Here is a 20,966-nt window from a genome sequence, read left to right on the forward strand (position 1 = left end):
CACTGGACATCAGTGTGCCAAGTGGCTACACTGACCCTTTGCGCTGCCTGTTAGCTGTCCCCTGCCCGTCACCAGGGGTCTGCCCTCGCCCGAGCATCGATGACAAGACATGCCTGACCTGGCCTTTCGGCCCTCATGGCACAGCTTGTCTCCGTGTACGGGAGAGGGGCCGGTACGCGCGTAGTGAGTCCGAGCCCTCGGAAGGACCCCCTCTTGGCCGCCTCGCGCAACGCCTCGACCGCGAATACGAACAACGCCGCCAGCACTGCCCCGCTGCGCATCTCTTTTGCAAAGATCAAGGAGCCTCTTGAGGTTCCGAACCTGCTCGCGCTGCAGACCGAGAGCTTCGACTGGCTCCTCGGCAACACCGCCTGGCAGAGTCGGGTCGAGGAGGCTCTCGAGAACGGTCAGGACGTCCCCACCAAGTCCGGGCTCGAGGAGATCTTCGAGGAGATCTCCCCGATCGAGGACTTCAGCGGGTCGATGTCGCTGACCTTCCGCGACCACCGCTTCGAGCCGCCGAAGAACTCCATCGACGAGTGCAAGGAGCGCGACTTCACGTACGCGGCCCCGCTCTTCGTCACCGCCGAGTTCACGAACAACGAGACCGGCGAGATCAAGTCCCAGACCGTCTTCATGGGCGACTTCCCGCTCATGACGAACAAGGGCACCTTCGTCATCAACGGCACCGAGCGTGTCGTGGTGTCGCAGCTCGTCCGTTCGCCCGGTGTCTACTTCGACTCCTCCATCGACAAGACGTCCGACAAGGACATCTTCTCCGCCAAGATCATCCCGTCCCGGGGTGCCTGGCTGGAGATGGAGATCGACAAGCGCGACATGGTCGGTGTGCGCATCGACCGCAAGCGCAAGCAGTCCGTCACCGTCCTGCTCAAGGCGCTCGGCTGGACCACCGAGCAGATCCTCGAGGAGTTCGGCGAGTACGAGTCCATGCGCGCCACCCTGGAGAAGGACCACACCCAGGGCCAGGACGACGCGCTGCTCGACATCTACCGCAAGCTGCGTCCGGGCGAGCCCCCCACGCGTGAGGCCGCGCAGACGCTGCTCGAGAACCTCTACTTCAACCCCAAGCGCTACGACCTGGCCAAGGTCGGCCGCTACAAGGTCAACAAGAAGCTGGGTGCGGACGCTCCGCTCGACGCGGGCATCCTGACCGTCGAGGACATCATCTCGACGATCAAGTACCTGGTGAAGCTGCACGCGGGCGAGACCGAGACGGTCGGCGACAGCGGTACGAACATCGTCGTCGAGACCGACGACATCGACCACTTCGGCAACCGCCGCCTGCGCAGCGTCGGCGAGCTCATCCAGAACCAGGTCCGTACGGGTCTGGCGCGTATGGAGCGAGTCGTCCGCGAGCGGATGACGACCCAGGACGTCGAGGCGATCACGCCGCAGACCCTGATCAACATCCGGCCGGTCGTCGCCTCCATCAAGGAGTTCTTCGGCACCAGCCAGCTGTCGCAGTTCATGGACCAGAACAACCCGCTGTCGGGTCTCACCCACAAGCGCCGTCTGTCGGCTCTTGGCCCGGGTGGTCTCTCCCGTGAGCGGGCCGGCTTCGAGGTCCGTGACGTGCACCCCTCGCACTACGGCCGCATGTGCCCGATCGAGACGCCCGAAGGCCCGAACATCGGTCTGATCGGCTCGCTCGCCTCCTACGGCCGGGTCAACGCGTTCGGTTTCGTCGAGACCCCCTACCGCAAGGTGTTCGAGGGCCAGGTCACCGACGAGGTCGACTACCTGACCGCCGACGAGGAAGACCGCTTCGTCATCGCGCAGGCCAACGCGCCGCTCACCGACGACCTCCGGTTCGCCGAGGCGCGCGTGCTCGTCCGCCGCAAGGGCGGCGAGGTCGACTACGTCGGTGGCGAGGACGTGGACTACATGGACGTCTCGCCGCGCCAGATGGTGTCGGTCGCGACCGCCATGATCCCCTTCCTCGAGCACGACGACGCCAACCGTGCCCTCATGGGCGCGAACATGATGCGTCAGGCCGTGCCGCTGATTAAGTCCGAGGCCCCGCTCGTCGGCACCGGCATGGAGTACCGCTCCGCGGTCGACGCCGGCGACGTGGTCAAGGCCGAGAAGCCCGGTGTGGTCCAGGAGGTCTCCGCGGACTACATCACCACCGCCAACGACGACGGCACGTACATCACGTACCGCCTGGCCAAGTTCGCCCGCTCCAACCAGGGCACCTCGGTCAACCAGAAGGTCATCGTCAACGAGGGCGACCGGATCATCGAGGGCCAGGTCCTGGCCGACGGTCCGGCCACCCAGAACGGCGAGATGGCGCTGGGCAAGAACCTGCTCGTGGCGTTCATGCCGTGGGAGGGTCACAACTACGAGGACGCGATCATCCTGTCGCAGCGCCTCGTGCAGGACGACGTCCTCTCCTCGATCCACATCGAGGAGCACGAGGTCGACGCCCGTGACACCAAGCTCGGCCCCGAGGAGATCACCCGGGACATCCCGAACGTCTCCGAGGAGGTCCTCGCCGACCTCGACGAGCGCGGCATCATCCGTATCGGTGCCGAGGTCATCGCCGGCGACATCCTCGTCGGCAAGGTGACCCCCAAGGGTGAGACCGAGCTGACCCCCGAGGAGCGCCTGCTGCGCGCGATCTTCGGCGAGAAGGCCCGTGAGGTCCGTGACACCTCGCTGAAGGTGCCGCACGGCGAGACCGGCAAGGTCATCGGCGTCCGCGTCTTCGACCGCGAGGAGGGCGACGAGCTTCCCCCCGGTGTGAACCAGCTGGTGCGCGTCTACGTCGCGCAGAAGCGCAAGATCACCGACGGTGACAAGCTCGCCGGCCGTCACGGCAACAAGGGCGTCATCTCGAAGATCCTGCCGATCGAGGACATGCCGTTCCTGGAGGACGGCACCCCGGTCGACATCATCCTCAACCCGCTGGGTGTGCCGTCCCGAATGAACCCGGGACAGGTCCTGGAGATCCACCTCGGCTGGCTCGCCAGCCGCGGCTGGGACGTCTCCGGCCTCGCGGACGACTGGGCGCAGCGCCTGCAGGCCATCGAGGCCGACCAGGTCGCCCCGGGCACGAACGTCGCCACCCCCGTCTTCGACGGTGCGCGTGAGGACGAGCTGGCCGGTCTGCTGAACCACACCATCCCGAACCGCGACGGCGAGCGCATGGTGCTCCCGACCGGTAAGGCGCCGCTGTTCGACGGCCGCTCCGGCGAGCCGTTCCCGGAGCCGATCTCCGTCGGCTACATGTACATCCTCAAGCTGCACCACCTGGTCGACGACAAGCTGCACGCCCGGTCGACCGGTCCGTACTCGATGATCACCCAGCAGCCGCTGGGTGGTAAGGCCCAGTTCGGTGGCCAGCGCTTCGGTGAGATGGAGGTGTGGGCGCTGGAGGCTTACGGCGCCGCGTACGCCCTCCAGGAGCTGCTGACCATCAAGTCCGACGACGTCACCGGCCGCGTGAAGGTCTACGAGGCCATCGTCAAGGGCGAGAACATCCCCGAGCCCGGCATCCCCGAGTCCTTCAAGGTGCTCATCAAGGAGATGCAGTCCCTGTGCCTCAACGTGGAGGTGCTGTCCTCGGACGGCATGTCCATCGAGATGCGCGACACCGACGAGGACGTCTTCCGCGCTGCGGAGGAGCTTGGCATCGACCTGTCCCGGCGTGAGCCGAGCAGCGTCGAAGAGGTCTGACGGGAGTTCGGCGGCCTTCGTCATGAAGGCCGCCGGCCCCAGGACCCCCGTATCAGACCCCATGACTTACAACCCTGAGAGGGATTGACGCATAGTGCTCGACGTCAACTTCTTCGACGAGCTCCGGATCGGTCTGGCCACCGCTGACGACATCCGTCAGTGGAGCCACGGCGAGGTCAAGAAGCCCGAGACCATCAACTACCGCACCCTCAAGCCCGAAAAGGACGGACTCTTCTGCGAGAAGATCTTCGGTCCGACCCGGGACTGGGAGTGCTACTGCGGCAAGTACAAGCGCGTCCGCTTCAAGGGCATCATCTGTGAGCGCTGTGGCGTCGAGGTCACGCGCGCCAAGGTGCGCCGTGAGCGGATGGGCCACATCGAGCTGGCCGCGCCCGTCACGCACATCTGGTACTTCAAGGGTGTTCCGTCGCGCCTGGGCTACCTGCTCGACCTGGCGCCGAAGGACCTCGAGAAGGTCATCTACTTCGCGGCGTACATGATCACGTACGTCGACGAGGAGCGCCGTACGCGCGACCTGCCCTCGCTGGAGGCCCACGTCTCCGTCGAGCGCCAGCAGATCGAGCAGCGCCGCGACGCCGACCTGGAGGCCCGCGCCAAGAAGCTCGAGACCGACCTGGCCGAGCTGGAGGCCGAGGGCGCCAAGGCCGACGTGCGCCGCAAGGTGCGCGAGGGTGCCGAGCGCGAGATGAAGCAGCTGCGCGACCGCGCGCAGCGCGAGATCGACCGCCTCGACGAGGTGTGGAACCGCTTCAAGAACCTCAAGGTCCAGGACCTCGAGGGCGACGAGCTGCTCTACCGCGAGCTGCGTGACCGCTTCGGCACGTACTTCGACGGCTCGATGGGTGCCGCGGCGCTGCAGAAGCGCCTGGAGTCCTTCGACCTCGACGAGGAGGCCGAGAAGCTCCGCGAGATCATCCGCACCGGCAAGGGCCAGAAGAAGACCCGTGCGCTCAAGCGCCTGAAGGTCGTCTCCGCGTTCCTGCAGACCAGCAACAGCCCCAAGGGCATGGTGCTCGACTGCGTGCCGGTCATCCCGCCGGACCTCCGCCCGATGGTGCAGCTGGACGGTGGCCGCTTCGCGACCTCCGACCTGAACGACCTGTACCGCCGTGTGATCAACCGGAACAACCGCCTGAAGCGCCTTCTCGACCTCGGTGCGCCCGAGATCATCGTGAACAACGAGAAGCGCATGCTTCAGGAGGCCGTCGACGCGCTGTTCGACAACGGCCGTCGTGGCCGTCCGGTCACCGGTCCCGGTAACCGCCCGCTGAAGTCCCTCAGCGACATGCTGAAGGGTAAGCAGGGCCGCTTCCGTCAGAACCTGCTCGGTAAGCGTGTGGACTACTCCGCGCGTTCCGTGATCGTCGTCGGTCCGCAGCTGAAGCTGCACCAGTGCGGTCTGCCGAAGGCGATGGCGCTGGAGCTCTTCAAGCCGTTCGTGATGAAGCGACTGGTCGACCTGAACCACGCGCAGAACATCAAGAGCGCCAAGCGCATGGTCGAGCGCGGCCGCACGGTCGTGTACGACGTGCTGGAAGAGGTCATCGCGGAGCACCCGGTTCTGCTGAACCGTGCGCCCACGCTGCACCGCCTCGGCATCCAGGCCTTCGAGCCGCAGCTGGTCGAGGGCAAGGCCATCCAGATCCACCCGCTCGTCTGCACCGCGTTCAACGCGGACTTCGACGGTGACCAGATGGCCGTGCACCTGCCGCTGTCCGCGGAGGCGCAGGCCGAGGCCCGCATCCTGATGCTGTCCTCGAACAACATCCTCAAGCCCGCCGACGGCCGTCCGGTGACGATGCCGACCCAGGACATGGTCCTCGGTCTGTTCTTCCTCACCACCGACGGCGAGATGCGCGACCTCAAGGGCGAGGGCCGTTCCTTCGCCTCGGTCGCCGAGGCGATCATGGCCTTCGACGCGGGCGAGCTGTCGCTCCAGTCGAAGATCGACGTCCGCTTCCCGGTCGGCACCATCCCGCCGCGCGGCTGGACCCCGCCGGCGCGCGAGGAGGGCGAGCCCGAGTGGCAGCAGGGTGACAGCTTCCGGCTGAACACCACCCTGGGCCGCGCGCTCTTCAACGAGCTGCTGCCCGAGGACTACCCGTTCGTCGACTACGAGGTCGGCAAGAAGCAGCTCTCCGAGATCGTCAACGACCTCGCCGAGCGCTACCCCAAGGTCATCGTGGCGGCGACGCTCGACAACCTGAAGGCGGCCGGCTTCTACTGGGCGACCCGTTCCGGCGTCACCGTGGCCATCTCCGACGTCGTCGTCCCCGAGGCGAAGAAGGAGATCGTCCGCGGGTACGAGGCGCAGGACGAGAAGGTCCAGAAGCAGTACGAGCGCGGTCTGATCACCAAGGACGAGCGCACGCAGGAACTCATCGCGATCTGGACCAAGGCGACCAACGAGGTCGCCGAGGCGATGAACGACAACTTCCCGAAGACCAACCCGATCTTCATGATGGTGAACTCGGGTGCACGAGGCAACATGATGCAGATGCGTCAGATCGCCGGTATGCGTGGTCTGGTGTCGAACGCGAAGAACGAGACGATCCCGCGTCCGATCAAGGCGTCCTTCCGTGAGGGCCTGTCCGTGCTGGAGTACTTCATCTCCACGCACGGTGCCCGTAAGGGTCTGGCGGACACCGCTCTGCGTACCGCCGACTCGGGTTACCTCACCCGTCGTCTGGTCGACGTCTCCCAGGACGTCATCATTCGCGAGGAGGACTGCGGCACCGAGCGCGGTCTGCGCCTCAAGATCGCGGACCGGAACGCCGAGGGTGGTCTGGTCAAGACCGAGGACGTCGAGACGTCCGTGTACGCGCGCTGCCTCGCCGAGGACATCGTGGTCGACGGTCAGGTGCTGGCCCCGGCCGGCACCGACCTGGGCGACGTCCTCATCGAGGAGCTCGTGCAGCGCGGCGTCGAGGAGGTCAAGACCCGCTCGGTCCTGACCTGCGAGTCCGCCGTCGGCACCTGCGCGATGTGCTACGGCCGTTCGCTGGCCACCGGCAAGCTGGTCGACATCGGTGAGGCGGTCGGCATCATCGCCGCCCAGTCCATCGGTGAGCCCGGTACCCAGCTGACGATGCGTACCTTCCACACCGGTGGTGTGGCCGGTGACGACATCACCCAGGGTCTGCCGCGTGTCGTCGAGCTCTTCGAGGCCCGTACCCCGAAGGGTGTCGCCCCGATCTCCGAGGCCCAGGGCCGCGTGCGGATCGAGGAGACCGAGAAGACCAAGAAGATCGTCGTCACCCCGGACGACGGCAGCGACGAGACGGCGTTCCCGATCTCGAAGCGTGCCCGTCTCCTGGTCAGCGAGGGCGAGCACGTCGAGGTGGGCCAGAAGCTCACCGTGGGTGCCACCAACCCGCACGACGTGCTGCGCATTCTGGGTCAGCGTGCCGTCCAGGTCCACCTGGTCGGCGAGGTCCAGAAGGTCTACAACTCGCAGGGTGTGTCGATCCACGACAAGCACATCGAGATCATCATCCGGCAGATGCTGCGCCGCGTGACGATCATCGAGTCCGGCGACGCCGAGCTGCTGCCCGGTGAGCTGGTCGAGCGCTCGAAGTTCGAGCACGAGAACCGTCGTGTGGTCCAGGAGGGCGGTCACCCGGCTTCGGGTCGTCCGCAGCTCATGGGTATCACCAAGGCCTCGCTGGCGACGGAGTCCTGGCTGTCGGCCGCCTCCTTCCAGGAGACGACCCGAGTCCTGACGGATGCGGCGATCAACGCCAAGTCCGACAGCCTCATCGGCCTCAAGGAGAACGTCATCATCGGTAAGCTCATCCCGGCCGGTACGGGTCTGTCCCGCTACCGCAACATCCGGGTCGAGCCGACCGAGGAGGCCAAGGCCGCGATGTACTCGGCCGTCGGCTACGACGACATCGACTACTCGCCGTTCGGCACGGGCTCCGGCCAGGCCGTTCCGCTGGAGGACTACGACTACGGTCCGTACAACCAGTAAGCGAGTCGCTTGAGTCGAGGGCGGTCACCCCGAGGGGTGGCCGCCCTTCGGCGTTCCCGGGCCCGGGGACTCCTCGGCGTTCCTGGGCCGAGGGGATCCTCGATGTTTCCGGGACGCGACTCCTCGGCGTCCCCGGGCCGGGAGTCCTCGATGCTCCCGGCCCCGGGGCCGGTCGGGAGGTGCCCCGGGGCGCCGCTTCAGCGGGGCGTCGGCGGGCGGGCGGCGGTGCCGCGAGGTGGGGCGCCTCCGCGTCGCGGAGGGCGTCTGTCGGCTGTCTGGCCGACATGCGGCGCCCCGCCCCCGACGCACCGGTGCCGGAACGCCCGCATCGGCGCATCATGGAAGGACTCCGGCCCCGGGGAGGCGCTCCGTGTCGCAGCCGCACTACCCGTCCTGGCAGCCCTGGCAGGGCTCCGGCGCTCCCTCGATGCTCGCGTCGCACGCCGACCGGGAGCGGGCCGTGGACGTGCTCAGAGCCGGATACGGCGAGGGGCGGATGGAGCAGGGCGAGTTCGAGAAGCGGGTCGGGCGGGCGTACGCGGCGCGGACGGTGGGGGAGCTGGCGCTGCTCGTCGCGGACCTGCCGCAGGGGCCGCTGCCGCAGCCGGCCTCGGTCCTGCCCGTGCCGGGGACGTTCCTGCCGGTGCCGCGGCCGCGGACCAACGGGAAGGCCGTCGCGGCCGGGGTGTGCGGGCTGCTGTGCGTGCCGACCATGGGGCTGACCGGGATCCCGGCCGTCGTGCTGGGGCATGTGGCCCGGGCAGAGATCCGCAGCCGGGGCGAACTGGGGGACGGTCTCGCGCTGACCGGTCTGGTGCTCGGGTGGTTGTCCACGGCGGGTTGGGCACTCGTTCTGGTGTTGCTCACGGTGGTGTCCGTCGTAGCATCGTGAAAGTATGCAAAACGGACAGTCGCCGTCGAATTGAAGATCGGCAACGGCCGGGGGGCTTGACATGTCCCGCATGGCGATGCGGGCGGTGCCCATTTGTTTTGACCGCAGCGAATGCGGTAGGTACGCTCAGACCTTGTGCCTGGGGTGTGCCCTGGCTCGCGTGTGTGCCATGAACCGCACGGCGAGCTGACACCGGCCACCGTAATCTGCGCTGTTTCTGCCTCGCGGCGGGAGTCCGCGGGTTCGACACACCCGACCGCGTGGGTCGGCGACGTTCCAGGTTAGCTTCACCATTCGGCACACAGAAACCGGAGAAGTAGTGCCTACGATCCAGCAGCTGGTCCGTAAGGGCCGGCAGGACAAGGTCGAGAAGAACAAGACGCCCGCACTCGAGGGTTCTCCTCAGCGTCGGGGCGTCTGCACGCGTGTGTTCACGACCACCCCGAAGAAGCCGAACTCGGCCCTGCGTAAGGTCGCGCGTGTGCGTCTGACCAGCGGGATCGAGGTCACCGCTTACATTCCGGGTGAGGGACACAACCTGCAGGAGCACTCCATCGTGCTCGTGCGCGGCGGCCGTGTGAAGGACCTGCCGGGTGTTCGCTACAAGATCATCCGTGGCTCCCTCGACACCCAGGGTGTCAAGAACCGCAAGCAGGCCCGTTCCCGCTACGGCGCCAAGAAGGAGAAGTAAGAATGCCTCGTAAGGGCCCCGCCCCGAAGCGCCCGGTCATCATCGACCCGGTCTACGGTTCTCCTCTGGTCACGTCGCTCATCAACAAGGTGCTGCTGAACGGCAAGCGCTCCACCGCCGAGCGCATCGTCTACGGCGCCATGGAGGGCCTGCGCGAGAAGACCGGCAACGACCCGGTCATCACGCTGAAGCGCGCTCTTGAGAACATCAAGCCGACCCTCGAGGTCAAGTCCCGCCGTGTCGGTGGCGCCACCTACCAGGTGCCGGTCGAGGTCAAGCCCGGCCGCGCCAATACCCTGGCGCTGCGCTGGCTGGTCGGTTACTCCCGCGCCCGTCGCGAGAAGACCATGACCGAGCGTCTCCTCAACGAGCTTCTCGACGCCTCCAACGGCCTCGGTGCGGCCGTGAAGAAGCGCGAGGACACCCACAAGATGGCCGAGTCCAACAAGGCCTTCGCGCACTACCGCTGGTAGTCGCTACCCACATCGAGACCGAGAGAAGACTGAAGCCTTATGGCTACCACTTCACTTGACCTGGCCAAGGTCCGCAACATCGGGATCATGGCCCACATCGACGCGGGCAAGACGACCACCACCGAGCGGATCCTGTTCTACACCGGCGTGTCGTACAAGATCGGTGAGGTCCACGACGGCGCCGCCACCATGGACTGGATGGAGCAGGAGCAGGAGCGTGGCATCACGATCACGTCTGCTGCGACCACCTGTCACTGGCCGCTCGAGGGCGACGACTACACCATCAACATCATCGACACCCCGGGTCACGTCGACTTCACCGTCGAGGTGGAGCGCTCCCTGCGCGTGCTCGACGGTGCCGTGACGGTGTTCGACGGTGTCGCCGGTGTCGAGCCGCAGTCCGAGACGGTGTGGCGTCAGGCCGACCGCTACGGCGTGCCGCGCATCTGCTTCGTCAACAAGCTGGACCGTACCGGCGCCGAGTTCCACCGCTGCGTGGACATGATCTCGGACCGCCTGGGCGCGCAGCCGCTGGTCATGCAGCTGCCGATCGGTGCCGAGGCGGACTTCAAGGGCGTCATCGACCTCGTGACGATGAAGGCCCTGGTCTGGTCGGCCGAGGCGACCAAGGGCGAGATGTACGACACCGTCGACATCCCGGACACCCACGCCGAGGCTGCCGAGGAGTACCGCGGCAAGCTGCTCGAGGCCGTCGCCGAGAACGACGAAGAGCTGATGGAGCTGTACCTGGAGGGCACCGAGCCCACCGTGGAGCAGCTCTACGCCGCGATCCGTCGTATCACCATCGCGTCCGGCAAGGGCGGCGGCACCACCGTCACCCCCGTGTTCTGCGGCACCGCGTTCAAGAACAAGGGTGTTCAGCCCCTGCTCGACGCGGTCGTGCGCTACCTGCCCACCCCCCTGGACGTCGAGGCCATCGAGGGCCACGACGTCAAGGACCCGGAGCAGGTCATCGCGCGCAAGCCGTCGGAGGACGAGCCCCTCGCCGCGCTGGCGTTCAAGATCATGAGCGACCCGCACCTCGGCAAGCTCACCTTCGTCCGCGTGTACTCCGGCCGTCTGCAGTCCGGCACCGCCGTGCTGAACTCGGTCAAGGGCCGCAAGGAGCGCATCGGCAAGATCTACCGCATGCACGCCAACAAGCGTGAGGAGATCGAGTCGGTGGGCGCCGGCGACATCGTCGCCGTCATGGGCCTGAAGCAGACCACCACCGGTGAGACGCTGGCGGACGAGAAGAACCCGGTCATCCTGGAGTCCATGGACTTCCCGGCGCCGGTCATCGAGGTCGCCATCGAGCCCAAGTCGAAGGGCGACCAGGAGAAGCTCGGCGTCGCGATCCAGCGCCTGGCCGAGGAGGACCCCTCCTTCCAGGTGCACACCAACGAGGAGACCGGCCAGACCGTCATCGGCGGTATGGGCGAGCTTCACCTCGAGGTGCTCGTGGACCGCATGAAGCGCGAGTTCAAGGTCGAGGCCAACGTCGGCAAGCCGCAGGTCGCGTACCGCGAGACGATCCGCAAGGCCGTCGAGAAGGTCGAGTTCACCCACAAGAAGCAGACGGGTGGTACCGGCCAGTTCGCTCGCGTCATCATCGCGATCGAGCCCATCGAGGGTGGCGACGCCTCGTACGAGTTCATCAACAAGGTGACCGGTGGCCGTGTGCCGAAGGAGTACATCCCTTCGGTGGACGCCGGTGCGCAGGAGGCCATGCAGTTCGGCATCCTCGCCGGTTACGAGATGACCGGTGTGCGCGTGACGCTGCTCGACGGTGCCTACCACGAGGTGGACTCCTCCGAGCTCGCGTTCAAGATCGCCGGTTCGCAGGCCTTCAAGGAGGCCGCGCGCAAGGCCAGCCCCGTGCTGCTCGAGCCGATGATGGCCGTCGAGGTCACCACGCCCGAGGACTACATGGGTGAGGTCATCGGCGACATCAACTCCCGCCGTGGTCAGATCCAGGCCATGGAGGAGCGGGCCGGTGCCCGCGTCGTGAAGGGCCTCGTGCCCCTCTCGGAGATGTTCGGTTACGTCGGCGACCTGCGCAGCAAGACGTCCGGCCGTGCGAGCTACTCCATGCAGTTCGACTCCTACGCCGAGGTTCCGCGGAACGTCGCCGAGGAGATCATCGCGAAGGCCAAGGGCGAGTAACGCACCGCGTCTACACGCCGTAGGCTTGACTCCGGAGCCTTGAGGGGCATTCCGCCGCAATCGCGGTGAGAGTGCCCCGGGGCCCGGGCTTTCCAGCAAAGATCACCTGGCGCCGATGAGTAAGGCGTACCAGAACCACTCCACAGGAGGACCCCAGTGGCGAAGGCGAAGTTCGAGCGGACTAAGCCGCACGTCAACATCGGCACCATCGGTCACATCGACCACGGTAAGACGACCCTCACGGCCGCCATTACCAAGGTGCTGCACGACGCGTACCCGGACCTGAACGAGGCCTCGGCCTTCGACCAGATCGACAAGGCTCCTGAGGAGCGCCAGCGCGGTATCACCATCTCCATCGCGCACGTCGAGTACCAGACCGAGACGCGTCACTACGCCCACGTCGACTGCCCCGGTCACGCGGACTACATCAAGAACATGATCACGGGTGCGGCGCAGATGGACGGCGCCATCCTCGTGGTCGCCGCCACCGACGGCCCGATGCCGCAGACCAAGGAGCACGTGCTCCTGGCCCGCCAGGTCGGCGTTCCGTACATCGTCGTCGCCCTGAACAAGGCCGACATGGTGGACGACGAGGAGATCCTGGAGCTCGTCGAGCTCGAGGTCCGTGAGCTCCTCTCCGAGTACGAGTTCCCGGGCGACGACGTTCCGGTCGTCAAGGTCTCCGCTCTGAAGGCCCTCGAGGGCGACAAGGAGTGGGGCAACTCGGTTCTCGAGCTCATGAACGCCGTCGACACGGCGATCCCGGAGCCCGAGCGTGACGTCGACAAGCCGTTCCTCATGCCGATCGAGGACGTCTTCACGATCACCGGCCGCGGTACGGTCGTCACCGGCCGTATCGAGCGTGGTGTCCTGAAGGTCAACGAGACCGTCGACATCATCGGCATCAAGCAGGAGAAGACCACCACCACGGTCACCGGCATCGAGATGTTCCGGAAGCTCCTCGACGAGGGCCAGGCCGGTGAGAACGTCGGTCTGCTCCTCCGTGGCATCAAGCGCGAGGACGTCGAGCGCGGCCAGGTCATCATCAAGCCGGGCTCGGTCACCCCGCACACCGAGTTCGAGGCGCAGGCCTACATCCTGTCCAAGGACGAGGGTGGCCGCCACACGCCGTTCTTCAACAACTACCGCCCGCAGTTCTACTTCCGTACGACGGACGTGACCGGCGTGGTGACCCTCCCCGAGGGCACCGAGATGGTCATGCCGGGTGACAACACCGAGATGAAGGTGGAGCTCATCCAGCCCGTCGCCATGGAAGAGGGCCTGAAGTTCGCCATCCGTGAGGGTGGCCGGACCGTGGGCGCCGGCCAGGTCACCAAGATCAACAAGTGAGTCTTCGGACTGGCTTGAGGGTCCACTGACCTGAGTGGCTCGAAGGGGCCCGTACGACTTCGGTCGTACGGGCCCCTTTGCTGTTTCCCCCGACGGCAGGGGAGCGGGGAGACCTGGGCGGCAGTTGTTCCGTTCATGCGGAGTCCAGCAGATTGGCATGGTCGGAGCGGCAGTCGCGGCAGTGACCGGGGGCCGGTGCGCGGAACGCGCGGTCGCAGCCGTCGCAGGTCTGGAGGGGGTGCCGGGTGGGCGGCGGGGGCGCCTGCGGTGAGGCGAAGGGCGGTGGGGGTGGCAGCTGGGCCGTGAGGCGGTGAGCCAGGAGGGCGCCCGGGCGGTGCAGGGGCTCCGGCGGGAGGTCCGCCGTCAGGGCGTGCCGTACGGCGGCCGGCGAGACGTCGCGCTCCAGCCAGGCGGCGACGCCCGGGGCGAGATGGGCGGTGTCGGACCCGGAGAGGAGCAGGCGGGTGTCCTGGCGGCGGAGGCCGGTGAGGAGGTCCGTGGCCTGCTGGAGGAGGGCGGGGGCCGGGTGTGCCGGGCGCGGTACCGCGGGCAGGGGTTTGCCGCCGGGCTGCCTCGTCCGCTTCCTCGGGGCGGGGTGCGGGGTGTCCGTACGGCTGTGACCCGGCTGGTTGCAGGAGGTCGTGCGGGTGATGATCCGGCCGTCCGGGACGCGCTCGCGGGTGCGGCGCAGGTAGCCGTGCGCCTCCAGCTCGCGAAGGGCCGCGGCGATGCGGGTCGTGCCCTCCGGGAAGCGGGCGGCAAGGGACTTGATGTCGATGCGGGCGCCCGCCGGGAGCGACTGGATGTGTACCGACAGCCCGATCGCGAGCAGGGAGAGCTCCGGGTGCTGGGCCAGGTGGTTGCCGATCACCGTGAAGCGGGTGGTGTGGCGGGCGTTGTCGTGGACCAGTCCGGAGTGGGGGTGCCGCCGGTTCGGGCGCTTCTTTCCGGCAACCCGGGTGTGGGCGTGCGCGGGCACGTTAGGGTTCTGCGTATCCATCGGGAAGCTCCTACTTCCTCGGTGGTCAGGCCCTCGCACTGGGATTGCCGTCCCGGCGGGGGCCGTCGCATGTCTGCGGTTGTGTCGTGACGTGTTGCGCTGAGCGTAGGGCAGGCAAGGACCCCCGAATCCAGTTGAGTTGGCGATGTTCACTCGCGAGGGTGAGGCGGCCCTGCGGCTGGGAGGAGGGGTGGGGTTGGGTCGGGTTCTTTCACCCTTGTGGTCCTTGGAGGAGGGCGCCTGTACCGCCGGAGCACGCACTTTCGGGTTTCGGTGCGAGGTCGAGTTCGGCCCAGACTGTCTTACGGGGCGGCAGCCCTCGGGTGACGCCCCAGCGGTCGGCGAGTGCGTCGACCAGGAGGAGGCCCAGGCCGGGTCGGGCCGCCGGCAGCCGGTCGGCGCGGGTGTCCGTCACCTCGACGCGGAGGGTGCCGGCGACGACGTAGAGGAGCAGGCGGAAGTCGCGGCCGGGGGCGCGGCCGTGCGTCGCGGCGTTGTTCGACAACTCGGCGATGACCTGCCGCGCCGGGTCCAGCGGCAGTCCCCAGGAGCGCAGTTGCTCGGTGGCGAGGAGACGCGCCAGGCGGGCCCCGCGCGGGGTGGGGGAGAGCTGGAGGCTGAAGTGGCGTACGGCGGTGGCGAGTTCGGGGGAGTTCTGCTTCACGTCACTCAGCGTGGCTGTCCACGCTTACCGTGAACAGTGACTCAGCGGGTGCGTACGGTGACTGTCCGGAGCTTGTCCGGCGTTGTCCGGGCTGTCGGGGCCGGGCGTACGGGTAGGGCGCCGGGCACGGTCGTACGACGGCGGAAGGGTGCGGGATGACGGCGGTCGAGGCGGACTCGGGGCGGATCAAGGGCGAGGCGGGCGAGCCGGGTTGGGAGGTCGATCCCGACGACGAGTGGGGTGTCGCGGTCATCACGACCGTCGGGCGGCAGCTGAAGCTGCGGCGTGAGGCGGTGGGGATGCGGGCCGCCGAGTTCGGGGCGGCGGTCGGGTACGGCGAGGACATGGTCTACAAGATCGAGGGCGGGAAGCGGATCCCCCGGCAGGACTATCTGGTCAGGGCTGACGAGGTGCTGGGGGCGGGTGGGCTGCTCGCGGCGGCCTGGGAGGACGTGAAGAAGGTCCGGTACCCCAGGAAGGTGCGGGAGCTTGCCAAGTTGGAGGGGCAGGCGGTGGAGATCGGGGTGTATGAGTGCAACAGCGTCCATGGGCTGTTGCAGACGCCGGAGCACGCGCGGGCTTTGTTCGAGTCGTGGCAGCCGTCCTACTCGCCGGACGACGTCGATCGAATGGTGGCCGCTCGTCTGGCCCGGCAGGCGGTATTCGAACGCGACCCCGCTCCCTCAGTCCATTTCGTCCTGGAAGAGGCACCGCTACGCCGACAAGTCGGGGGCACAATGGTGTGGCGGCAGCAGCTCGAACGTCTGCTGGAGGTGGGGCGCTTGAGCAACGTCACGCTTCAGGTCATGCCGACGAACAGCGACGCTCATCCAGGGCTGGATGGCCGGATTGAGTTGCTGAAGTTCCCGGACGGTACGGCAGCGGGCCGCGCTGACGGCTTGTACAGCGGCCGACCTGTCTCTGATCCGAGGCAACTCCGCATCCTGGAGCTGCAATATGGGACCCTCCGGGCGCAGGCTCTCCCACCCCGGGAGTCGCTGGCCTTTGTCGAGACACTGCTGGGAGAGACATGATCCGCAACGCTGAACCGGCGTGGTTCAAGAGCAGCTACAGCAGCGGTACCAACGGCGAGTCCTGCGTCGAGATCGCCATAGCCCCCCACACCGTCCACGTCCGGGACTCCAAGCATGCCGAAGGCCCCCGGCTCGCGCTCGCGCCGGAGGCCTGGTCGGAGTTCCTGGCCTCCGTCTAGTCGTCGTTCCGCAGGACGCGCACCGCGCGGTCGAACGCCGAGTCCCGCTTCTCGGCGAACTCCCCCTTCGTGAAGACCGGTTCGGTCAGGTGGGGCGGTATGCCCGTGCCGTCGTAGGTCCGGCCCGACCGGTCGAGGAACTCCTCGTTCGGGAGGATCGCCGTCATGCCGTTGGGGAGGCCGCGTTCCATGACGTCGGAGAAGACACCCTGGGTCGGCTGCCCGATACGAACCGTGCCGCCCGGCCGATCGAACAGGGCCTGCGTGAAGGTCTCCCCGGCGCTGACGGTCGTGCCCGAGGTCAGTACGGCGATGGGCCCGGTGTAGCGGGGCCCGGCCGCCGGTACGACCCGGATGGGCTCGGGGCGGGTGTGCCGGCCCGGGTCGGTCGGGTGATTCCGGGCGCGCTTGGCGTAGGCGACGTAAGGCCTGTCCGTGAGGCGCTCGGCGATGCGGATGCCAAGGGCGTCGGAGCCGCCGCCGTTGATGCGCAGGTCGATGATCAGGCCCTTGAGGCGCCGGGTGCGCTCGGTGGTGAGGATCGTGTCCAGGGCCTTGTCGAGTTCGGCGAGATGGGCCGGGTAGGGGGCGTCCTCGGCGGTGTAGCCGGCGAAGCCGGAGATGCGGAGGTAGCCCTGATCCGCGCGACCGGGGAGGTCGGCGTAGGTGATACGACCGTTGGCGAAGTCCTGGCGGTAGGGGGCGCCCCCGAGGTCACGCTCGCCGATGAACTGCTTGACCTTGGCGTCCAGTTGGGGGCTGGGCATCTCGGTGCCGGGGCGCACTTGGGCGAAGACCTGGTCCCCGTCCAGGACGGCGACATGGGCGTCGTAGAGAGGCCGCACCATGGCGCTGAAGATGCCGAAGAGTTCCTTGCGGGTGGTGTCCGCATGCACCTCGGGCCGGTAGCGGTCCCTCATGGCCTGCCAGTCGACGCCCTTCGCGGCGAAGAAGGGGTAGTTCTCGGCGAAGGAGTGCCAGAAGACGTCGAAGGCAGTGCGGGGGTCCTTGGGGGTGGGGCGGGTGCAGTCGGCCGGCAGTTCCTGGATCCGCCGTAGCGAGCGGTGTCCGACCGAGGTGTCGTAGCCGAGGGTGGCGCGGTTCCCGCCGGGGCCGGGTCGGACGGTCAGGGTGGTGCCGTCGGCGGTCGTGTACGTGCCGGGGCCGGTCCGCCGAGCACGGTCACCCTTGAGGCAGCTGACGGACGTCGTCTGGAACTCCTGGAGGGTGTCGCCGTCGAGGGACAGGACGGTGCCGTAGCCGTCCATGCGCCAGACGCCGTCGGTGCCCGGCTTGCCGGGGGCGGATGCGGCCGTGGCGGGCGCCGTGGCGGCTGCGGCGAGGGTCAGGGTGAGGGCGATGGCTGTGGCGGCGGTGGTGGTGCGCACGGACGGGTTCCCCCTGCTGTGTGGTCGGTGCCCTTACCGTGCCTGACAGTGTGGGGATGAGCCATCCGGTGGGCCGGAGAGCGGAGGTGGGGACAGCCCCCCGGCCGGTTCGTCACTGCCGGGCCGTGACACTGGAGCATGACTTCAGATGCGCCGCGCGACGAACTCGACCTGGACGCGATCGAGGAACTGTGCAGGTCCGCCACCCCAGGGCCGTGGCACGTCAGGAACCTCGACGATGATCAGAACGCCGCGTTCATCGCCATGGCCAGGCAGGCGATACCGCAGCTGGTGGCAGAGGTCAGGCGCCTGCGGTGGCTCGTGGAATTCGGGGCGTGCCCCACGGCCGGCACGACAGGCACGGAGTTCGTGATGCCCCTAGAGGACGAGATGCTCGTGTGTTTCCGGGAGATGGTGGACGTACTGGCTTTAAAGCCAGAGGAGAGTAATGGACACGGAAATCGAATCGCGCTTCCGATCTGCAGGCCTGGAAGTGATCGGGTATCCGGAAGTAGACGGCGACCCTTCGGTCGAGCAGGCCTTTCGCAGGGTGGTGCACATCGACGCCGAGCCTGTGGAGCGCATCGAGCGGAATGCCGCGGACGCACCGCGCCGCCTCGACGCGGCGTGGAGGGCCCGGGCTCGCGCGGGCGGTGTCCTGTCCGAGGACGGCACCTGCCTGCTAGCCGCCGGCATGAAGGACGGCTGGGTGCACGTACGGTTGACCGAGGACTCGGACGTCTCGGCCCTACGGTCCCCGGACGGAGACCTGCTTCTCATCGCCCGCTCCCCGCGTGGCCACCGGGTCTGCGCGGCGAGCACCGAAGGGAGCGACTACTGGATCCTGGAGGAGGACTTCCCGGGTCCCGCGTGATCTGCTGCTCGCCCGGCCCTCCGGTGAGCCCGGGCCTCCCGGCGATCACCAGCGTGCGCCGGGAGCGCCCCTGGTTTGACCTGCGTCACCCCCGGGGTATTCTCTCCGGCTCGATTGGCGTCGCCCCTGCCCCATATGGCAGACTGTCGGAGTTGCTCGGTCGAGTGTTGATGCTGCGCGCCTCCCGCCGGGGGGACCGGAAGCGAGTCCCACAGTACTCGTCGCCCTAACTGCCGTAAGGCAGCGCTGGGGCGGACGTACGGGAATCTTTCGGGAAGTGCGGTGCGGCACTGGCCAGGCACCCGGTGGGCCTTCGCCCCCGGCCTGCGGTTCCGGAAGGGCCGTGCGCAATCCCGCAGGGATGTTCGAACAAGGGACATCTGTGTCAGCGAGAGTGCGACACGCCCGACCGCGTGGGTCGGAGAAACGAAGGCAGCAGAAGGAATCCGCCGGGTTCCAGAGCGTTAGAGAGACAGGACTACTGAGTAGCCATGGCGGGACAGAAGATCCGCATCCGGCTCAAGGCCTACGACCACGAGGTCATCGACTCCTCGGCGAAGAAGATCGTCGAGACGGTGACCCGCACTGGTGCGTCGGTCGCGGGCCCGGTGCCGCTGCCCACTGAGAAGAACGTGTACTGCGTCATCAAGTCGCCGCACAAGTACAAGGACTCGCGCGAGCACTTCGAGATGCGCACGCACAAGCGCCTGATCGACATCCTCGACCCGACCCCCAAGACCGTTGACTCTCTGATGCGACTCGACCTCCCGGCCGGTGTCGACATCGAGATCAAGCTCTGAGGCCGGTGATCTGAACGATGGCTAAGCAGATCAAGGGCATCCTGGGCGAGAAGCTCGGCATGACGCAGGTGTGGGACGCGAACAACCGTGTTGTTCCGGTCACCGTCGTCAAGGCCGGCCCCAACGTCGTCACCCAGGTCCGTACGAACGACGTCGACGGCTACGAGTCCGTCCAGATCGCGTTCGGCGAGATCGACCCGCGCAAGGTGAACAAGCCCCTCAAGGGCCACTTCGCCAAGGCCGACGTCACTCCCCGCCGCCACCTCGTCGAGATCCGTACCGCTGACGCCAGCGAGTACACCCTCGGCCAGGAGATCACCGCCGAGGTGTTCGAGGCCGGCATCAAGGTCGACGTGACCGGCAAGAGCAAGGGCAAGGGCTTCGCCGGTGTCATGAAGCGTCACAACTTCAAGGGCCTCGGCGCCGGACACGGCACCCAGCGCAAGCACCGCTCCCCCGGTTCCATCGGTGGCTGCGCCACCCCGGGCCGTGTGTTCAAGGGCCTCCGCATGGCGGGTCGCATGGGCAACGAGCGGGTCACCACCCAGAACCTGACCGTCCACGCCGTTGACGCGGAGAAGGGTCTGCTGCTCATCAAGGGCGCGGTTCCCGGTCCGAACGGCGGCCTCGTCCTGGTCCGCACCGCGGCCAAGGGGGCCTGAGGTAACCGATGAGCACTGTTGACATCCTTTCGCCGGCGGGCGACAAGGCCGGTTCCGTCGAGCTCCCCGCGGAGATCTTCGACGTCGAGAAGGTCAGCATCCCGCTGATCCACCAGGTCGTCGTCGCGCAGCTGGCCGCGGCCCGTCAGGGCACGCACAAGACCAAGACCCGTGGCGAGGTCCGCGGCGGTGGCAAGAAGCCGTACCGCCAGAAGGGCACCGGTCGCGCCCGTCAGGGTTCGACCCGCGCGCCGCAGTTCGCCGGTGGTGGCGTCGTGCACGGTCCCGTGCCGCGTGACTACTCGCAGCGGACCCCGAAGAAGATGAAGGCTGCCGCCCTGCGTCACGCCCTCACCGACCGGGCCCGCCACAACCGCATCCACGTCGTCTCCGGCGTCGTCGAGGGTGAGACCCCCTCCACGAAGGCCGCCAAGACGCTGTTCGGCAAGATCTCGGAGCGCAAGAACCTGCTCCTGGTCGTCGACCGCGCCGACGAGGCCGCGTGGCTGTCCGCCCGCAACCTGCCCCAGATCCACATCCTGGAGCCGGGCCAGCTGAACACGTACGACGTTCTCGTCTCGGACGACGTGGTCTTCACTCAGGCCGCCTTCGAGTCCTTCGTGTCCGGCCCGAAGGCCAATGACACCGAAGGGAGCGAGGTCTGATGGCTATCCGTCACCCCGCTATCGCCTCCAAGGCGGCGAAGAAGGCCAAGGCCGCGCGCGTCGCCAAGGCGCGCCGCCACGCCGCCGAGGGCAAGAACACCGTCGAGACCCCGCTGAGCAAGTCCTTCACGGACCCCCGTGACGTGCTGCTCAAGCCGGTCGTCTCCGAGAAGAGCTACGCGCTCCTCGACGAGGGCAAGTACACGTTCATCGTGGACCCGAGCGCCAACAAGACCCAGATCAAGCAGGCCGTCCAGGCGGTCTTCTCGGTCAAGGTCACCGGGGTCAACACGATCAACCGCCAGGGCAAGCGCAAGCGGACCCGCACCGGCTTCGGCCAGCGCGCGTCCACCAAGCGCGCGATCGTGACCCTCGCTGAGGGCGACCGTATCGACATCTTCGGCGGTCCGACCGCCTAAGGGCGGTCCGGATCGT

At 67.5% G+C, this 20,966-nt stretch carries 17 protein-coding genes; 14 read left to right on the plus strand and 3 right to left on the minus strand.

Features of this window, described 5'->3' with window-relative positions; genetic code table 11:
- Positions 1-213: 213 nt before the first annotated feature.
- The 7 genes from rpoB (at position 214) to tuf (ending at position 13,265) form a co-directional block, all read left to right on the plus strand.
- The gene (gene rpoB, locus ACIQU3_RS01195) at positions 214-3,699 is read left to right on the plus strand and encodes a DNA-directed RNA polymerase subunit beta (RefSeq protein ID WP_234849660.1); all 3,486 of its coding nucleotides are present in this window, start codon (positions 214-216) and stop codon (positions 3,697-3,699) included.
- 94 nt (positions 3,700-3,793) lie between these two features.
- Positions 3,794-7,693, plus strand: a complete 3,900-nt coding sequence (locus ACIQU3_RS01200; RefSeq protein ID WP_234849659.1) for a DNA-directed RNA polymerase subunit beta' — start codon at positions 3,794-3,796, stop codon at positions 7,691-7,693.
- A gap of 370 nt (positions 7,694-8,063) precedes the next feature.
- The gene (locus tag ACIQU3_RS01205; RefSeq protein WP_403724295.1) at positions 8,064-8,585 is read left to right on the plus strand and encodes a DUF1707 and DUF4190 domain-containing protein; all 522 of its coding nucleotides are present in this window, start codon (positions 8,064-8,066) and stop codon (positions 8,583-8,585) included.
- 319 nt (positions 8,586-8,904) lie between these two features.
- Positions 8,905-9,276: a 30S ribosomal protein S12 gene (gene rpsL / locus ACIQU3_RS01210; protein WP_003948652.1), complete on the plus strand. Its 372-nt coding sequence runs from the start codon at positions 8,905-8,907 to the stop codon at positions 9,274-9,276.
- A gap of 2 nt (positions 9,277-9,278) precedes the next feature.
- Positions 9,279-9,749: a 30S ribosomal protein S7 gene (gene rpsG / locus ACIQU3_RS01215; RefSeq protein WP_003998848.1), complete on the plus strand. Its 471-nt coding sequence runs from the start codon at positions 9,279-9,281 to the stop codon at positions 9,747-9,749.
- A 39-nt stretch (positions 9,750-9,788) separates the two neighbouring features.
- Positions 9,789-11,915: an elongation factor G gene (fusA, locus tag ACIQU3_RS01220; protein ID WP_366710353.1), complete on the plus strand. Its 2,127-nt coding sequence runs from the start codon at positions 9,789-9,791 to the stop codon at positions 11,913-11,915.
- A gap of 156 nt (positions 11,916-12,071) precedes the next feature.
- Positions 12,072-13,265 carry an elongation factor Tu gene (tuf, locus tag ACIQU3_RS01225; protein ID WP_030233924.1) on the plus strand — a complete coding sequence of 398 codons (1,194 nt, stop codon included), beginning with the start codon at positions 12,072-12,074 and terminating at the stop codon, positions 13,263-13,265.
- Between the two features lie 133 nt (positions 13,266-13,398).
- On the opposite strand, the gene ACIQU3_RS01230 is transcribed toward tuf, so the two are convergent.
- Together ACIQU3_RS01230 and ACIQU3_RS01235 are read right to left on the minus strand one after the other, a co-directional pair.
- Positions 13,399-14,265 carry a helix-turn-helix domain-containing protein gene (locus ACIQU3_RS01230; protein WP_403724299.1) on the minus strand — a complete coding sequence of 289 codons (867 nt, stop codon included), beginning with the start codon at positions 14,263-14,265 and terminating at the stop codon, positions 13,399-13,401.
- A 211-nt stretch (positions 14,266-14,476) separates the two neighbouring features.
- Positions 14,477-14,929: an ATP-binding protein gene (locus ACIQU3_RS01235; RefSeq protein ID WP_403724303.1), complete on the minus strand. Its 453-nt coding sequence runs from the start codon at positions 14,927-14,929 to the stop codon at positions 14,477-14,479.
- A 155-nt stretch (positions 14,930-15,084) separates the two neighbouring features.
- Here ACIQU3_RS01235 and ACIQU3_RS01240 point away from each other — a divergent pair, with 155 nt between their 5' ends.
- Entirely contained in the window at positions 15,085-15,963 is an 879-nt protein-coding gene (locus ACIQU3_RS01240; RefSeq protein WP_403922971.1) for a helix-turn-helix domain-containing protein, read from the plus strand.
- Positions 15,960-16,142 carry a DUF397 domain-containing protein gene (locus tag ACIQU3_RS01245; RefSeq protein WP_403922973.1) on the plus strand — a complete coding sequence of 61 codons (183 nt, stop codon included), beginning with the start codon at positions 15,960-15,962 and terminating at the stop codon, positions 16,140-16,142. Before ACIQU3_RS01240 ends, ACIQU3_RS01245 begins: the two co-directional genes overlap by 4 nt.
- On the opposite strand, the gene ACIQU3_RS01250 is transcribed toward ACIQU3_RS01245, so the two are convergent.
- Positions 16,139-17,530, minus strand: a complete 1,392-nt coding sequence (locus tag ACIQU3_RS01250; RefSeq protein WP_403724312.1) for a S41 family peptidase — start codon at positions 17,528-17,530, stop codon at positions 16,139-16,141. The two genes, ACIQU3_RS01245 and ACIQU3_RS01250, sit on opposite strands and share 4 nt — an antisense overlap.
- A 448-nt stretch (positions 17,531-17,978) precedes the next feature.
- Here ACIQU3_RS01250 and ACIQU3_RS01255 point away from each other — a divergent pair, with 448 nt between their 5' ends.
- The 5 genes from ACIQU3_RS01255 to rplW all read left to right on the plus strand — a co-directional run bounded on the left by ACIQU3_RS01255 (position 17,979) and on the right by rplW (position 20,950).
- Positions 17,979-18,404 (plus strand): hypothetical protein, encoded by a 426-nt coding sequence (locus ACIQU3_RS01255; protein ID WP_403922975.1) that lies wholly within the window; start codon positions 17,979-17,981, stop codon positions 18,402-18,404.
- A 491-nt stretch (positions 18,405-18,895) separates the two neighbouring features.
- Positions 18,896-19,204 (plus strand): 30S ribosomal protein S10, encoded by a 309-nt coding sequence (gene rpsJ, locus ACIQU3_RS01260; protein WP_003948644.1) that lies wholly within the window; start codon positions 18,896-18,898, stop codon positions 19,202-19,204.
- Positions 19,205-19,221: 17 nt separating this feature from the next.
- A complete protein-coding gene (gene rplC, locus ACIQU3_RS01265) occupies positions 19,222-19,866 on the plus strand; it encodes a 50S ribosomal protein L3 (RefSeq protein ID WP_033308969.1) in 645 nt (214 codons plus the stop codon).
- 8 nt (positions 19,867-19,874) lie between these two features.
- Positions 19,875-20,531: a 50S ribosomal protein L4 gene (gene rplD, locus ACIQU3_RS01270; protein WP_033308968.1), complete on the plus strand. Its 657-nt coding sequence runs from the start codon at positions 19,875-19,877 to the stop codon at positions 20,529-20,531.
- Positions 20,531-20,950 (plus strand): 50S ribosomal protein L23, encoded by a 420-nt coding sequence (gene rplW, locus ACIQU3_RS01275; protein WP_010036733.1) that lies wholly within the window; start codon positions 20,531-20,533, stop codon positions 20,948-20,950. The genes rplD and rplW overlap by 1 nt, the downstream gene beginning before the upstream one ends.
- Positions 20,951-20,966 lie beyond the last annotated feature (16 nt).

This window comes from Streptomyces sp. NPDC101110 (assembly GCF_044759525.1).
Taxonomy (GTDB): Bacteria; Actinomycetota; Actinomycetes; order Streptomycetales; family Streptomycetaceae; genus Streptomyces.